Source organism: Pantoea sp., from assembly GCF_032114055.1.
Classification (GTDB): Bacteria; Pseudomonadota; Gammaproteobacteria; order Enterobacterales; family Enterobacteriaceae; genus Pantoea.
The window spans coordinates 784,673-800,803 of record NZ_DAMCTB010000001.1 but is presented as its reverse complement, the minus strand read 5'-3'; the positions used below and the strand labels follow the sequence as shown (position 1 = coordinate 800,803).

The 16,131-nt window shown below is 53.9% G+C and carries 15 protein-coding genes; 9 read left to right on the top strand and 6 right to left on the bottom strand.

All coding sequences use genetic code 11. The features are described from left to right. Window positions 1-64: 64 nt before the first annotated feature. On the top strand, window positions 65-1,024 hold the full coding sequence (rlmF, locus tag RT657_RS03780) for a 23S rRNA (adenine(1618)-N(6))-methyltransferase RlmF (protein WP_313652576.1): 960 nt from the start codon (window positions 65-67) through the stop codon (window positions 1,022-1,024). A 61-nt stretch (window positions 1,025-1,085) separates the two neighbouring features. On the opposite strand, the gene glnQ is transcribed toward rlmF, so the two are convergent. The 5 genes from glnQ to rhtA all read right to left on the bottom strand — a co-directional run bounded on the left by glnQ (window position 1,086) and on the right by rhtA (window position 5,348). Then, window positions 1,086-1,808 carry a glutamine ABC transporter ATP-binding protein GlnQ gene (glnQ, locus tag RT657_RS03775; protein WP_293773823.1) on the bottom strand — a complete coding sequence of 241 codons (723 nt, stop codon included), beginning with the start codon at window positions 1,806-1,808 and terminating at the stop codon, window positions 1,086-1,088. Continuing rightward, window positions 1,805-2,464, bottom strand: coding sequence for a glutamine ABC transporter permease GlnP (gene glnP, locus RT657_RS03770; RefSeq protein WP_111140568.1), 660 nt, complete (start codon window positions 2,462-2,464; stop codon window positions 1,805-1,807). Before glnP ends, glnQ begins: the two co-directional genes overlap by 4 nt. Before the next feature lie 77 nt (window positions 2,465-2,541). After that, the gene (gene glnH, locus RT657_RS03765) at window positions 2,542-3,288 is read right to left on the bottom strand and encodes a glutamine ABC transporter substrate-binding protein GlnH (RefSeq protein WP_313652574.1); all 747 of its coding nucleotides are present in this window, start codon (window positions 3,286-3,288) and stop codon (window positions 2,542-2,544) included. Window positions 3,289-3,605: 317 nt separating this feature from the next. Continuing rightward, window positions 3,606-4,109 carry a DNA starvation/stationary phase protection protein Dps gene (gene dps / locus RT657_RS03760; protein ID WP_313652573.1) on the bottom strand — a complete coding sequence of 168 codons (504 nt, stop codon included), beginning with the start codon at window positions 4,107-4,109 and terminating at the stop codon, window positions 3,606-3,608. A 324-nt stretch (window positions 4,110-4,433) separates the two neighbouring features. Continuing rightward, window positions 4,434-5,348, bottom strand: coding sequence for a threonine/homoserine exporter RhtA (gene rhtA / locus RT657_RS03755; protein ID WP_313652572.1), 915 nt, complete (start codon window positions 5,346-5,348; stop codon window positions 4,434-4,436). Between the two features lie 366 nt (window positions 5,349-5,714). Here rhtA and ompX point away from each other — a divergent pair, with 366 nt between their 5' ends. Further along, window positions 5,715-6,227: an outer membrane protein OmpX gene (ompX, locus tag RT657_RS03750; RefSeq protein ID WP_313652571.1), complete on the top strand. Its 513-nt coding sequence runs from the start codon at window positions 5,715-5,717 to the stop codon at window positions 6,225-6,227. 225 nt (window positions 6,228-6,452) lie between these two features. Here the strand turns inward: ompX and RT657_RS03745 are convergent, their stop codons facing one another. After that, window positions 6,453-6,644, bottom strand: a complete 192-nt coding sequence (locus tag RT657_RS03745; protein ID WP_313652570.1) for a hypothetical protein — start codon at window positions 6,642-6,644, stop codon at window positions 6,453-6,455. 249 nt (window positions 6,645-6,893) lie between these two features. Here RT657_RS03745 and mntR point away from each other — a divergent pair, with 249 nt between their 5' ends. The 7 genes from mntR to RT657_RS03710 all read left to right on the top strand — a co-directional run bounded on the left by mntR (window position 6,894) and on the right by RT657_RS03710 (window position 15,915). Next, a complete protein-coding gene (gene mntR, locus RT657_RS03740; RefSeq protein ID WP_313652569.1) occupies window positions 6,894-7,352 on the top strand; it encodes a manganese-binding transcriptional regulator MntR in 459 nt (152 codons plus the stop codon). A 20-nt stretch (window positions 7,353-7,372) separates the two neighbouring features. After that, window positions 7,373-8,482 (top strand): SLC13 family permease, encoded by a 1,110-nt coding sequence (locus RT657_RS03735; RefSeq protein WP_313652568.1) that lies wholly within the window; start codon window positions 7,373-7,375, stop codon window positions 8,480-8,482. 149 nt (window positions 8,483-8,631) lie between these two features. After that, window positions 8,632-9,777, top strand: coding sequence for an HlyD family secretion protein (locus tag RT657_RS03730; RefSeq protein ID WP_313652567.1), 1,146 nt, complete (start codon window positions 8,632-8,634; stop codon window positions 9,775-9,777). After that, window positions 9,774-11,342, top strand: a complete 1,569-nt coding sequence (locus RT657_RS03725; protein WP_313652566.1) for a DHA2 family efflux MFS transporter permease subunit — start codon at window positions 9,774-9,776, stop codon at window positions 11,340-11,342. The genes RT657_RS03730 and RT657_RS03725 overlap by 4 nt, the downstream gene beginning before the upstream one ends. A 1-nt stretch (window position 11,343) precedes the next feature. Beyond that, on the top strand, window positions 11,344-12,873 hold the full coding sequence (locus tag RT657_RS03720; RefSeq protein WP_313652565.1) for an efflux transporter outer membrane subunit: 1,530 nt from the start codon (window positions 11,344-11,346) through the stop codon (window positions 12,871-12,873). Window positions 12,874-13,744: 871 nt separating this feature from the next. Then, window positions 13,745-14,146, top strand: a complete 402-nt coding sequence (locus tag RT657_RS03715; RefSeq protein WP_111140558.1) for an H-NS family nucleoid-associated regulatory protein — start codon at window positions 13,745-13,747, stop codon at window positions 14,144-14,146. A gap of 176 nt (window positions 14,147-14,322) precedes the next feature. Beyond that, the gene (locus RT657_RS03710) at window positions 14,323-15,915 is read left to right on the top strand and encodes an ABC-F family ATPase (protein WP_313652564.1); all 1,593 of its coding nucleotides are present in this window, start codon (window positions 14,323-14,325) and stop codon (window positions 15,913-15,915) included. Window positions 15,916-16,131: the final 216 nt, after the last annotated feature.

Here is a 16,131-nt window from a genome sequence, read left to right as displayed (position 1 = left end):
GTGCGGGTTTATTTTCCGCAGCTTACAGCGTATTGTACGCGCGCCTGAATAACTGAGAAAACGTATGAAAAAGTCAGCCAGCACGTCGCCTTTCCACGCCCGCAATCGCCATCAGGGTGAATATGATTTTGCCGCGTTAACCGCTGCCCATCCGCCGCTGGCGGCGAAAGTGCGGCCCAACGGTTACGGCGTGCAGTCTGTGGATTTTGCGGATCCGGACGCGGTGATGCTGCTGAACCAGGCGCTGATTAAGCTGTTTTACGACATCGACTGGCAGCTCGCGCCCGGTTCACTCTGTCCGCCGGTGCCGGGGCGAGCCGACTATCTGCACTATCTTGCCGATCTGCTGGCGCTGGATAATCACGGGGCGATCCCGGCGGCAGACGTGCTGGATATCGGTTGCGGGGCCAACTGCATCTATCCGCTGATTGGCGCAGCGGAATATGGCTGGCGCTTCACCGGCACCGATATTGATGAGGCTGCTATCAAGGCTGCGAACCGCATTGTCGCGGCCAATCCGCGCCTGACACGTCAGATCCGTCTGCGCCGGCAGAAAAACAGCGACGCGATTCTGGCCGGGGTGGTCAGTAAGAATGAGTTTTTCAGCGCGGTGATGTGTAACCCGCCGTTCCATGCGTCAGCCGATGAGGCGGCGATGGGCACACAGCGTAAGGTTCGCAATCTCGGCCTGGATAAGAGCGCGCCGCTGAACTTTGGTGGCCAGCACAATGAGCTGTGGTATCCCGGTGGCGAAAAGGCGTTTATCGGTAAGATGATTGCCGAAAGCGTCGCGCTGGGTCGCCAGATCGGCTGGTTTACCTCGCTGGTGTCGCGCAAAGAGAACTTACCGGCCCTGGAGAAGCAGCTGCAGGCGCGCGATGTCGCTGACATGCGGGTGGTGAACATGGCGCAGGGACAGAAACAGAGCCGCTTCCTGGCATGGAGTTTTATGCCCGCCGCCGCGCGCAGCAAACTGCTGAGTCGCACGGGAAACCAGGGGCTGCCCGGAACAGGCAAGGTATAACCGCCACGCCGGGCAAATGTCGTCACTTAACAAAACGGGCCGCTAAGCGGCCCGTTTTTCATCAGGAGACGTGCTGCAGGAATTCGCGCAGACGCTCGCTGGGCGGGTTACTGATTAGACTGTCAGGATCGCCATCTTCCGCAATCCGTCCTTTGTCGATGAAGATCAGACGCGAGGCCACTTTCTGTGCAAAGCCCACTTCGTGCGTCACAATCACCATCGTCATGCCTTCTTCCGCCAGATCCTGCATCACCTTCAGCACTTCATGACGCAGCTCCGGGTCCAGCGCAGAAGTTGGCTCATCGAACAGCATCATCTTCGGCTTCACCGCCAGCGCGCGGGCAATTGCCACACGCTGCTGCTGGCCGCCAGAGAGTTCAGACGGGAAGTGATGCGCCCGTTCGGCCAGGCCCACTTTGCCCAGCAGCTCACGGGCCAGCTGGCGTGCCGCCTCTTTGCTGGCGCCGCGCACCCGAATCGGACCAAACGCGACGTTATCCAGTGCGCTCATCTGAGGGAAGAGGTGAAACTGCTGGAATACCATACCTGCTTCCTGACGGATCAGGCGATCGTCCACTTTTGGATCGTTCACGTGCAGGCCATCGACAATCAGGTCGCCGCTGGTGATCTCTTCCAGCTTGTTGATGCAGCGCAGCAGGGTCGATTTACCGGAACCCGATGGGCCGATAATCACTACCACTTCGCCCTGGTTAATCTTCAGATCGATATTGTGCAGCACCTGGGTCTGGCCAAAGTGCTTGGAAACATTTTTAAATTCAATCACAGGATTTTCACCCTTTTCTCAATGCGGCGCAGCACAAAGCTCAGCACCAGCGTAATCACCAGATAGATAATCGCCACGGCGCTCCAGATCTCCAGCGCACGGAAGTTGCCGGCAATGATCTCCTGACCCTGACGCGTCAGTTCAGCCACCCCGATAACGATAAACAGCGACGTATCTTTGATGCTGACGATCCACTGGTTGCCCAGCGGCGGCAGCATACGGCGCAGCGCCAGCGGCATAATCACGTAGCGCAGCGTTTCGCGGCCTGACAGGCCCAGCGCCAGTCCGGCCTCACGGAAGCCCTTGTTGATCGACAGCACCGCACCACGGGTAATCTCGGCGATATAGGCGCCGGAGTTAATCATGATGGTCACCACGGCCGCGGTGAACGGGTCAATACGCAGGTCAGGGAACGCCATCGGCAGCGCAAAGTAGATGAACATCACCTGCACGACAATAGGGGTACCGCGGATAATTTCGATAAAGACCAGGGCGATATTATTGGCGATCCAGCCACCGTAAGCGCGGGCAAAACCGGCGATCAATCCGATGATCAATCCACCAATCAGGCCAATGATTGAGATAATTAAGGTCAGTTTGGCGCCTTCAAGCAGCGCTGGCATGGCGGGCCAGATGACGCTCCAGTCAAACTCCATGGTGTGACTCCAGATAGGTTGCAATGGAAAAAAGCAGGGAAAAAGTTTCCCTGCCGAAAGCCGGATACAGAAATTTATTATTTAGGTTCAGTGCCGAACCATTTTTTATACAGCGTGTTATAGGTGCCGTTCTCTTTCAGGGTCTTCAGCGCGCCGTTGACCTTTTCACGTAAATCGTCGCTGCCTTTCGGGAAGGCGATACCGTACTGCTGCGCTTCGATCGACTCGCCTACTGCTTTAAAGCGACCTTTACCGGCAGTGTGGATGAAGTAAAGGATGTTTGGCGTGTCGTGCAGCACGGCGTCAGCACGGTTTGTACCCAGCTCCATGTAGGCGCTGTCGATGTTCGGGAACTGACGCAGATCTTTAGATTTGATGTGGGCTTTCGCGTATTCCACCGAGCCGGTACCGCTTTTCACGGCCACGACTTTACCATTGAGATCGCTGATGCTTTTGATGTCATTTTCGTTGTTACGCACCATCACCTGCAGACCACTTTTGTAGTAGCCGTCAGAGAACGCGATTGCTTTTTTACGCTCTTCGGTAATGGTGATGCCCGCCAGCGCCAGATCGACATTGCGCGTCTGCAGTGCAGGGATGATGCCGCTAAAATCCATCGGCTTCAGGGTGTAATCGAGCTTCAGCTCTTTCGCAATGGCGTCCCACAGATCCACATCGAAACCGACATATTTGTCACCCTGTTTAAATTCAAACGGAACAAAGGCGGTATCTGTCGCAACAACCAGCTTCTTTTCTGCGGCAGTCGAAGAGAGGGAGAAGGCCAGCGCCAGCGCGGCCACAGAAACTTTTAACAGTGACTTCATCATTTTTTCCTTATAAGGATCAGGCGACAGGGCCTGCGTTTGCGGCTTGTCGTATGAAAGAATTATGCCAACTTTGCAAAATCTGCGAAATCAGAGAGTTAAATAACACAGCTGACACGATTTTGCAGTTAAATCTGCCTTTGCACCATTATGGTGATCAGTTATGGTGCATGCGGCTGTTTTGGTGCAAGCGGTAGTTTGCCTGAGATGTTAAGGCTGTGAAGCGGAGGAGGGGAGAACTGTTAACAGGGTCATAAAAAGCGGTAGCGCAGACGTAAAAAAGGCGGGTTTCCCCGCCTGATAGCTTGTGCTTACGCTTATTCAATGTTGGCTTCGATGAACCACAGGAATTTGTCCAGGTCACGCGATGCCGCGGTGAAGATGTCGGCGGTATCTTCATCTTTGACTTCGTCGATAGCTTTACGGGTGTCGTTAGCGACAACGCTGTAGCGATCGGCCAGCGCCTTCAGGTGATCCTGAACGCTGTGAATATTCAGCGGATAGCTTTTCAGTGGCGTCTGGTCGTTGACCACCTGAGTGGTGCCCAGTGCCACGCCGCCCAGCTGAACAACACGCTCAGCGATAGTATCCTGGTGATCGGTGATGGCGGTGCGGAAACCATCCAGCATCTCATGCACACCGATAAAGTTAGCACCGCGCATGTTCCAGTGCGCCTGCTTGGTAATCAATGACAGATCGATAAATTCGACAACCAGACGGTTCAGCACCGCAATCGTGGCTTTCTTTTCTTCATCGCTCACGTCATTGCGGGTGTAAATCAGGTCGGAAGAGTTAGTTTTAACCAATTTAGCGGTACTCATCGTTTCAGTCCTCTCTTTGATGGTTGTCCTAATCAAGTACCGGATAAGTATAGCAGTGCTTTTCAGCTTTGCAGGAACGACTTTAACGATGAATGAAATAGCGTATTTCTTTATTGAAAACGGGGTGGAATCCGGAGGGTTAATCATTTGTTAAAATATAACCTCCCAATTTATCTATTTAAATCATGGTGTTAGACTTATTTGTCGCGTAAGGGTAAATGTCTGTTTCAAATAGAAAAATTCGCTAAGGGCGTGAGGGGGGAAATAATTCTCATGATGAGCATGATTTTTATTCAGCCCATCGACAGGATGGGCTGAAAGGGGTTATTCGGGCTTATCGTCAGCTAATTCAACGCTGTTTAACTGGCTCTTTTTGGGTCGCATCGTCAGGGTTGAGCCAGCCGATGCAACGATGATGGCCAGCAGGGCCAGCCACTGCAGCGCGGTAAGCGTCTCTCCCAGAAAGAGCATGCCTGAAAAAGCGGCCATCGCTGGCTCCAGGCTCATCAGCGTGCCAAAGATTCGTGCCGGTAAGCGGGTCAGTGCAATCATTTCGAGTGAATAGGGGATGGCACTGGAGAGCAGGGCAATGAGGAGGGCGAGCGGCATTACGCTCCACTGCCAGAGACCGCTTTCTGCGAAGGTCAGTCCCAGCGGCACAAAAATCACCGAGGCAATCAGTGAACCGATGGCGACCGTGGCGGGACCATGCTCTGCACCCGCCCGCTGGCCCGCCAGAATATACACAGCCCAGCAGGCCCCCGCACCGACCGCCAATGCCGCGCCAGTCGGATCGATGGCCGTCATATCAGAACCGAAAGGCAGCAGAAACCATAAGCCTGCCACGGCAAGTAACACCCAGATGAAATCCAGCGGCCGGCGCGAGCCAAACAGCGCCAGCGCCAGCGGACCGGTAAATTCCAGTCCGACAGCGACGCCCAGCGGCACGGTGCGGATTGCCAGATAGAACATAAAGTTCATGCCACCCAATGCCAGCCCATACATCAGCAGCGGCAGACGCTGCTCCCGCCGGAAGTGCAGGCGCCAGGGCTTAAAGATGACGCAGAGTATCAGGGTGCCAAAGGTCAGACGCAGTGCGGTTATGCCGGTCGCACCGACAGAAGGGAAGAGGCTTTTTGCCAGTGAAGCACCGCCCTGAAGCGACAGCATGGCAACCAGCAATACGGCAACGGGTAAAACGATGGGGGTAAGGTTTTTAGAAGCGGGAGAGGCAGACATCCTGTGTACTTTTCCTGTTCATCAGCGTTGTGAGAGCCAGTGTAAAGCAAATAGCGGGTTAAAAATCACAGTTTGACGTTTTAAATTTATGCGGGCTGCACAATTTTTAGCCAGAATCAGGGCCATTCAGGTAAAGAAATGTCAGGTTTTTTTAGGAATTTACTTAAAGCACGAAATGAGCACAAAAAGATTATGTCAGGAAGATGACATATTTTATAAGTAAAATGAATGACATAGGATATCGCATTAACTTCCTGTTACACCAAACATTCTCTTAGACAACAAAATCCGGGCAGAGTTTCTCGCTATTTTTTGTTATATTTTTAGCGTTGTCAGGAGAGAAGTATTTTCACATTTGAGGTGGTTATGAAAAAAATTGCATGTCTTTCAGCATTAGCCTGTGTACTGGCAGTATCTGCAGGTTCAGCAATGGCACAGAGCACCGTAACTGGTGGCTATGCTCAGAGCGACTATCAGGGCGTGGCTAACAAAGCTAACGGCTTCAACCTGAAATACCGCTACGAAGACGGTTCTAACCCACTGGGCTGGATCGGTTCATTCACCTACACCGAAAAAGATCGTACCGACGCTGGCGTCTACAACAAAGGTCAGTACTACGGTGTGACTGGTGGTCCTGCTTACCGTCTGAACGACTGGGCAAGCATCTACGGTGTTGTCGGTATTGGCTACGGTAAATACCAGCAGAACGATACTGATTCACGCGCTAAAACTGATTCAAGCGACGTAGGCTTCTCTTACGGCGCAGGCCTGCAGTTCAACCCAATCGAAAACGTTGCACTGGATGTGGGCTACGAGCAGAGCCGTATCCGCAGCGTCGATGTGGGTACCTGGATTGCTGGCGTAGGTTACAGCTTCTAAGCTTAGCTGACCTGCCAGAAAACGGCCCCTTGTGGGCCGTTTTTTATTGCCCGCATTTTATGCCCGTCGCTATCGCGCATCGCTTTTCCCTCTCGCAAGGTGACTGTACGTTTCCGGCATGACTATGCCGCCCGAACGCGTAACGTTTTGATCCGGTGAAAGAAAGCAAAGAATGGAAAAGAGGAGGGGCCCCTCAGCCAGAGGCTGAAAGGCACTGAATCGGGATTAGCCGCGCCAGATCAGGTTCTGACAGCGACGGTCAGCAGGCTTAGGGCCCAGCAGTTTTTCAATCAACATCAGACGCAGTGTAAACGGGGAACGCGTCAGCAGACACAGCCAGGATTTCATATCCGTGGTTGATTTTTTCTCTGTCTGGAAGCATTTGCTGCAATCTAAGCAACATTTCAGGGTGCTCATAGAATCACCTCCCAATCATTGTCGACGCGGTCGTCAGCAGCCGGGGTGAGAGACGTGCTCAACACCATCGTAAGAGGATCGCACGGGATCGTCATTTGCTGCTTACATTATCACCAAATATAGCACTGGCTATATCCCTTAGCCAAGGCTAATGACGAAAAATTTGAGCTTCTTTGCGGCTGGTTTACAATAAGCGCAGCTAAATCCGTATAGCCGTAATCGTACGGAACATAATAATGAGGAAACTTAATGAGTCGTCGTGCTAAAAGCGTGGTTTCTGCGCCGAAAGGGCCACTGAAAGATATTGAAGAGCATGTCGAAGGTTTTCGGCAGGTGCGCGAAGCGCATCGTCGCGAGTTAATTGATGACTACGTTGAGTTAATCTCGGATTTAATTGGCGAATTTGGTGAGGCGCGTCAGGTCGATATGGCGGCCCGTTTGGGCGTTTCGCAGCCTACTGTGGCAAAAATGCTGAAACGGCTTGGCAGTGCCGGGCTGGTTGAGCAGGTGCCCTATCGTGGCGTTTTTCTGACCAGCGAAGGCGAGAAGCTGGCGGAAGAGAGCCGCGCCCGTCACCATATTGTGGAAACTTTTCTGCTGGCGTTGGGCATCAGCCCCGAAACGGCCCGACGCGACTCAGAAGGTATTGAACATCACGTCAGTGATGAAACTCTGGCTGTATTTAAGAAGTTCTCCGAAACCCGCTAACGCTAAGGCGTACCCTCATCATGCCTCAACTGCTTCGATCTTTTTTGCATGACTCAATTCTGCATTTATTAATCGTGATTGGTGTTGTTCTGGCATGTCTGGCGGATTTCCGCTGGGCCGATCTGCCGGGGGCCGTAGACTGGCACACGATTATTACGCTCACAGGCTTATTAATTCTGACCAAAGGGCTGGAAACCAGTGGCTACTTTGACGTGCTGGGAAGCCGGCTGATTGCGCGTTTCCGCCACGAACGGGCGCTGGCACTGTTTATGGTGCTGGCGGCGGCGTTCCTTTCTACCTTCCTGACCAACGATGTGGCGCTGTTTATTCTGGTGCCGTTAACGCTCACGCTGCGGAAGTTCTCGCATCTGCCAATTTCACGCCTGATCATCTTTGAAGCGCTGGCGGTGAATGCCGGATCGCTGCTGACGCCGGTCGGCAATCCGCAGAACATCCTGTTATGGAGCCACGGTAAACTCAGCGTCATCGCGTTTATCGTGCAGATGCTGCCGCTGGCCGCCTGGCTGCTGCTGAGTCTGGTGGTGCTGACCTGGTTCAGCTTTTCAAAGCGTTCAATTGATAAACATGACAATCCGGAACAGCCGCAATGGCAAAAACCGCTGTTTATTGTCAGCGTGGTGCTCTATCTGCTGTTCATTGCCGGTCTGGAGCTGGAGATCACCGGCTGGATCCTGCTGCTGATTCTGGCCACCTTCCTGGTGATGGCCCGTCCGGTGCTGATGCGAATCGACTGGAGTCTGCTGGCTGTGTTTATCGCCATGTTTATTGACGTCTTCCTGCTGACGCGTCTGCCGGTGATGCAGGCGCATTTTGATGCGGTGTCACACTTTGGTCAGGGAGAGCTTTACCTGCTGGCGATAGGCCTGTCGCAGGTGATCAGTAATGTGCCCGCGACCATTCTGCTGCTGCAAAAAGTTCAGCCAACAGATGTGCTGGCCTGGGCGGTTAATATTGGCGGCTTTGGTCTGCTGCCGGGTTCACTCGCGAATCTGATCGCCTTGCGTATGGCGAAAGATCGGGCCGTCTGGTGGCGCTTCCATCTCTTTTCCCTTCCTCTGCTGGCCTGGTCGATGGCCTCCGGCTGGCTATTGCTCCAGTTGCTCCGCTAGTCCCGACACATCCCGCCACACTGTACAGGTGGCAGGATGTGCTCCATTTCTCAAGTTTCGTAAAGTTGCACTGGATTTTGTCAGTTTCCGATATAAGGTTAACAGGACCTTTATGCCCGGAATCAGGGCCTTAGCCAGTGATGGAAACTATGAGCGAGAACAAGCAACGCGATCCACACCAGCAGGACGCAGATAACGAGACGGAGAACAACTCTCAGTCAGATGATAATCAGGAGAACGACTCGCAGCCGGAGCGTAAACGCCCCGGTAAAAAGCCGCTGATTATTCTGGCAATAGTGGTGGTGATTATGCTGATTGTCGGCTTCTGGTTCTGGTTTGCTAACCGGAATCTGGAAACCACCGACGATGCGTTCACTGAGGGGGATGCGGTTACTATCGCACCAAAAGCCTCGGGCTATGTCGTGAAGCTCCTGGTGAAAGATAACCAGCGGGTGAAGAAGGGCGATCTGCTGGTCGAGATCGATCCCAGTGATAACCGCGCTCAGCGTGAACAGGCGCAGGCGCAGCTTGGCCTTGCCATCGCGCAGCTGCACCAGGCGCAGGCGCAACTCGCCCTGTCGCGGGTTCAGTATCCGGCACAGCGCGATCAGGCGCTGGCAGATCAGGCAAAAGCCGAGGCAAACCTGCTTAATGCGCAGGCGGACTATCGTCGCCAGCGCGGCGTCGACCCGCGGGCTACCAGCCAGCGCAATATTGACAGTGCCTCGGCACAGTTACGTTCAGCGCAGGCGCAGCTTCAGAGCGCCAAAGCGCAGGTCGAAGTTGCCTCTCAGGTTGCCCTGCAGATTCGCCAGCAGGAGACCAATGTTGAAGCGCGTCAGCAGCAGGTCGAGCAGGCAAAGGCCCAGCTCAGCACGGCCGATCTGAACCTCTCCTATACCCAGGTGCGTGCGCCCTATGACGGGTTTGTCACTAAACGTAACGTTCAGCTGGGCACCCTGGTACAGGCGGGATCCTCGCTGTTTTCACTGGTTTCACCTGATATCTGGGTCACCGCCAATTTCAAAGAGTCTCAGCTGGAACGCATGAATCCGGGCGACAAAGTGAAAATCAGCGTGGACGCCTGGCCGGATATGAAGCTGGAAGGGCATGTTGACAGTATCCAGATGGGCTCCGGCTCCCGCTTCTCGACCTTCCCCTCAGAAAACGCCACCGGCAACTACGTGAAAATCGTGCAGCGCGTGCCGGTGAAGATCGTCATCGACAAAGGGCTGGATCCTAACCATCCGCTGCCGCTGGGTCTTTCCGTTGAACCTGAGGTCACTGTGGAATGAGTACGGCGCAGAGCTGGAAACCCGCCAGCAATCCGTGGTTAGTGGCGATCACGGTGACGCTGGCGGTGTTTATGGAGATCCTCGACACCACCATCGTCAACGTGGCGCTGCCGCACATCGCCGGCTCGCTCTCCTCCAGTTACGATGAGTCAACCTGGGTGCTGACCTCCTATCTGGTGGCGAACGGCATTGTCCTGCCTATCTCTGCGTTCTTCAGCCGGCTTTTTGGCCGCAAACAGTTTTTCCTGATTTGCATTGTGATGTTCACCGTCTGTTCTTTCCTGTGCGGCATCGCGACTGAACTGTGGCAGATCATTCTGTTCCGCGTGCTGCAGGGCTTTTTCGGCGGCGGCCTGCAACCGGTTCAACAGTCCGTACTGCTGGATTACTTTAAAGCGGAAGATCGCGGTAAGGCCTTTGGTCTCTCCTCTATCGCCATTATTGTTGCGCCGGTCATTGGCCCGACGCTAGGGGGCTGGATTACCGACAACTACAGCTGGCGCTGGGTATTCTTTATCAACATTCCGGTGGGCGTGCTGACGGTTCTGGCCATCTATCAGCTGCTGGAAGATCCGCCGTGGGAGCGTAAATGGGCCAAAGGCAAACTGAATATTGATTACATCGGCATCGGTCTGATTACCTTAGGGCTGGGCTGTCTGCAGGTGATGCTGGACCGTGGCGAGGATGAGGACTGGTTCGCCTCTCACTTTATCGTCCTGTTCGCCGTGCTGGCGCTGGTGGGTATCGTCGGCGCGATCTACTGGCTGATGTATGCCCGTAAACCCGTAGTCGACATTCTGGTGATGAAAGACCGCAACTTCTGGGTCGCCGGGCTGCTGATGGCGGGCATGGCGATGATTCTCTACGGCAGCTCCGTGGTTCTGCCACAGCTGGCGCAGCAGGATCTGGGGTATACCGCCACCTGGTCAGGTCTGGTGCTTTCGCCTGGTGCGGTGCTAATCGTCCTGACCATTCCGCTGGTACTGAAACTGATGCCGATCGTGCAGACACGCTACATCATCGCCTTTGGCTTTAGCTGTCTGGCAATGGCGTTTTACTACTCCTCGTCTCTGACGCCGGATGTGGACTTTATGACGCTGGTGATGATGCGCAGCGCACAGTCTATCGGCCTGGGCTTCCTGTTTGTGCCGCTGACGACCATCGCCTTTATTACCATCCCGCAGCGGCTGAATGCTGACGCCTCGGCGCTGTTCACCATGTTTCGTAACGTGGCAGGGTCAATTGGGATCTCGCTCTCAACGGCGGCAATTACAGAGCGTGAACAGGTGCGGTCGGCGCACATGGTGCACAACATGACGCCGCTGAACGAGCCGTTCAACATTACGCTGCAGCACTGGGCACAGGCGATCCGCGACTTTACCTCAGCGGTAGGCGATCCGCTTACCCTGGCCACCGGTCAGCTCTATAAGGAGATGATCGTTCAGTCGCGCATCCTTGCTTATATCGATGTTTTCTCAGGCCTGAGTATTGTCGCCCTGATTTTGATTCCATTTTGTTGGCTGCTGTCGCCGATTAAGAGCGAAGGCAGTGCAGGAGCACACTAACATGAAGGTTTTTTACTCTCATCGCCTGAAATCGCTGAGCATCCTGCTGGCCCTGGGGCTGGCGGGGTGTGCTGTCGGGCCCGACTATCAGGCACCGAAGCCGGTGGTGCCAGGCAGTTATCACAGCCTGAATTCGCAGGAGGGATCGAAGCCACAGACCAGCGCGATCAACGCCCGCTGGTGGCGCAGTTTCAACGATCCGCAGCTCGACAGCCTGATTGACCGGGCCATCGCAGGCAACCTGAGTCTGCAACAGACGGTGCTGCGTATTGCCGGTGCGCGTGAACAGCTGACACAAGCTCAGGGCAGTCTGTTTCCCAGTCTGGGCGCCTCAGCGAAAGTCACGCGCCAGCAGCTCGGGCTGAAAGGGCTGCTGGAGGCCAATGGTGCTACCGACCAGCTCGACAGCAATGTGGCCAGCCAGCTCAACGGCTTAACCCAGCCGGTTAACCTCTATCAGGGCAGTTTTGATGCCAGCTGGGAGCTCGACCTGTGGGGCAAAGTACGCCGTCAGGTTGAAGCCGCCAATGCGCAGCAGCAGGCGGCAATTGAGCAGCGCAACGATGCGCTGGTTTCGCTGGAAGCCGAAGTGGCGCGGGCCTGGCTGCAGCTGCGTGGCGCACAGAGCACTATTCAGACGCTGCAGCAGCAGATTGATGTGGCGCAGCAGACGACCGAGCTGACCCGCAGCCAGCAGCAAAATGGCCTGGCGCCGCTGACTGATGTGGAGAATGCGCGTGCGCAGCTCAGTTCGCTGCAGGCACAGCTGCCGCAGTATCAGTCGCAGGCGCGGCAGGCGATGAATGGACTGGCGGTACTGCTCGGCAAAACGCCCGGCGCGCTGGATGCTGAACTCGCGACCCCAAAAGCGTTGCCGACGCTCCCGCAGTTTGTGCCGGTTGGCATTCCCGCCACCCTGGCTCGTCGCCGGCCCGATATTCGGCAGGCTGAAGCGATGTTGCACGCACAAACCGCAGAGATTGGCGTTTCCGTGGCACAACTTTTCCCGAGCCTGTCGCTGACCGGGCAGCTTGGCGTGCGCAACACCGATGTGAGCTATCTCGACAACTGGAGCAGCCATTTCTACAGTTATGGCCCATCGTTATCGATACCTGTTTTCCAGGGGGGGCAGTTGGTGTCGAGCGTCAGGCTGGCGCGGGCGCAGCAGGCGAGCGCTGCACTGGATTATCGTCAGACGGTGCTGACGGCGTTGCAGGACGTGGAGAATGCGCTGGTCAGCTACCGCGCCGATCAGCAGCGCGTTACCGCGCTGGATGAAACCACCGGCGCCCTGCAGCGTACCTTCGATCTCGCCAGTGACAGCTACCGGCAGGGACTCTCCACTTTCCTGGAGGTGCTGGATGCGCAGAGGCAGCTCGCCCAGGCGCAGGCGCAGGCGACCCAGGCACGGATGCAAAGTGCGCTTGACCTTGTGGCCCTCTATAAAGCGCTGGGCGGCGGCTGGGAAACGTATCAGAACGTTAATATGCCGCAATTTCCGATTTTTGGTCCGGCCACGCAGGTAAATTAATCTGCCGGCGGTCACGGCTGTAAAACCGTGACCGTCCAATACCCTTCTTTTCTTCACTTTCCCCGGTTATGTTCAGCGTAAAGCGCAGGACTGTTCCTGTAGGTGATTGCGCTAACCTGTTGAATAAATGGCTATCTCAGCGTAACGGCGCCTGCGGGAAGCGGATAATAATGCCGCCTCTGTCCCCCGATTATTATCCCTCTTCTCAGCCTGCGTTTATTTCATGGCGCTGGCCTGCGCCGATTCAGGATTCTGAACCCTGTCACTATTCTGATTTTATTTACCGGCTGATTTGTTCAGAGCGACTTAAGACTTCACAGAGGCGTCACCAGCTACTATTCCTGAAGCGGCCCCTGACAACGATTATTCTTCTGCTTAGTAAACTGCGAATAATCTGACCCTGCCGGAAACCGAAGCGGCAAAAAAAAGTTAACAGCCAGTAAGCGGTTTAATTAAAAGCGACGGCACCGCTCTGATTTTTTGCACTGTTGATCAGCAGTGGAGAGGGTTTTTTAAACAGAATCTGTAAGGTATTGTGACTGAGATCGCGATCGGAAAACTTTTTAATCAGTCTTCGCCGGGCCCGCTGTACGGAATAATGCGGGCATTCTACGCGTTTTTTGTCGCAACGATTTATGAACCGCTACCGGGATTAAAATGTTGAAATCGTTTTCAATCCGGGACCGGGGGCACATTCCGTTGTTAATTCACCGTTAATAAAACGTCAGACCAGCGTGATTTTATAAGCGCTGTTTCAGCGCAATTAATACTTAAGAATTATCTGTAGCGTAAAAATAATTTATTTTTTTATTTGAATTAGGTAGTCTTGGCGCTACAGTTTTATTAACCCCCCTTAATCAAGGACATTGTGATGAGTGACGCATTTAAGGTACTGAACAATATTCGCACATTACGTGCCCAGGCTCGTGAACTTCCACTGACCGATCTTGAAGAGATCCTGGAAAAATTAACTGTCGTTGTTACTGAACGTCGTGAAGAAGCAGAAGCGGAAGAGACGCAGAATCGCGAAAAAGAAGAAAAGCTGTCGAAATATCGCGAAATGCTGCTGGCTGACGGCATCGATCCTAATGAATTATTAGGTGCGCTGGAAAGCGGAAAAAAACGTACCAAGCGTGCGCCGCGTCCGGCTAAATATTCTTACACCGACGAAAACGGTGAACAGAAATCATGGACTGGCCAGGGCCGTACACCAGCAGCGATTAAAAAAGCGCTGGACTCCGGTAAAACGCTGGAAAGTTTCCTGATCGATTGATCGACACAATCCTTGTAAGTGGGAGCCGGGGGCCATAATGGCCTGCCGGCTTTTTTATTTCTGCTGGGATATCAATCACCGCGCGAGGAATCGCTGCCTGGCGCTGGCGTGCGCTACGTCACATCTGGCATAATAGCCGCCGTTTTTTCATCCATTTCTTCACAAAGGTCAATGCCGTGTTAGTTAGCAGCAATATCACCATGCAGTTTGGCAGTAAGCCACTGTTCGAAAATATCTCCGTTAAATTTGGCGGCGGTAATCGTTACGGTTTAATCGGTGCGAACGGCAGCGGAAAATCCACCTTCATGAAGATTTTGGGTGGCGATCTGGTGCCAACTGGCGGCAACGTCTCTTACGATCCCAATGAGCGCATTGGTAAGCTGCGTCAGGATCAGTTCGCCTTTGAAGAATTCAGCGTGCTCGATACCGTTATCATGGGTCATCATGAATTATGGGAAGTGAAGCAGGAACGTGACCGGATCTATTCTTTGCCGGAGATGAGCGAAGAAGAGGGATATAAGGTCGGCGATCTTGAGGCGCTTTACGGTGAGATGGATGGCTACAGTGCCGAGTCGCGCGCGGGTGAGTTATTACTGGGCGTGGGCATTCCGGTCGAGCAGCATTATGGCCCGATGAGCGAAATTGCGCCGGGTTTTAAATTACGTGTACTTCTGGCGCAGGCGCTGTTTTCGAATCCCGATATTTTGTTACTCGACGAACCGACAAACAACCTGGATATCGATACCATTCGCTGGCTGGAGCAGGTGCTGAACGAGCGCGACAGCACCATGATTATCATTTCGCACGACCGCCACTTCCTTAATATGGTCTGTACGCACATGGCCGATTTGGATTATGGCGAGCTGCGGGTCTATTCCGGTAATTATGACGAATATATGACCGCTGCGACCCAGGCGCGTGAACGCCTGTTAGCCGATAACGCCAAGAAAAAAGCGCAGATTGCCGACCTGCAATCGTTTGTCAGTCGCTTCAGCGCCAACGCCTCTAAATCGCGCCAGGCAACATCACGCGCTAAACAGATGGATAAAATTAAACTGGATGAAGTAAAAGCCTCCAGTCGTCAGAACCCGTTTATCCGTTTCGAACAGGATAAAAAGTTGTTCCGTAATGCGCTGGAAGTAGAGGGATTGACCAAAGGGTTTGATAACGGTCCTCTGTTTAAGAATTTAAATCTGCTGCTGGAAGTGGGTGAAAAGCTGGCGGTCATTGGGGCGAACGGTATTGGTAAATCGACGCTGCTGAAAACGCTGGTCGGTCAGCTTACGCCAGAGAATGGCAGCGTTAAATGGTCAGAGAATGCGCGTATTGGTTATTATGCGCAGGACCACGCTGACGATTTTGCCAATGATCTGACGGTATTTGACTGGATGAGTCAGTGGAAACAGCCTGGCGATGATGAGCAGACTATTCGCGGTATTCTGGGTCGTCTGCTCTTCTCTCAGGATGATATTAAGAAGCCGGCGAAAGTGCTGTCGGGTGGCGAAAAGGGTCGTATGCTGTTCGGTAAACTGATGATGGAAAAACCGAACATTCTGATTATGGATGAGCCGACCAACCACCTCGATATGGAGTCGATTGAATCACTCAATATGGCGCTGGAGATGTACGAAGGCACGCTGATCTTTGTTTCGCACGACCGCGAGTTTGTCAGCTCGCTGGCAACCCGTGTGATTGAACTGAAAGAGGACCGCGTGATTGACTTCACCGGTAATTATGAGGATTACCTGCGGAGTCAGGGCATCGTCTGATGAAAACGGGGTGGCGCAGGCCACCCCGTTTTTTTTGGGGTGCTGAGCGGATTGCTGGCTTTTTGTGGGTAAGCTGAGAGAGGGTGAGCGGTCAGAAAGCTTACTGTGCAGGCTTCGGGAAGCATACGCCTTCTGCAAAGAGGCAGGCACGCCATCCCTGGCCCGCGATGCGCTTAGCTGTTCTCATTGCTTTGCACAGCATGCGTAACGCTGACG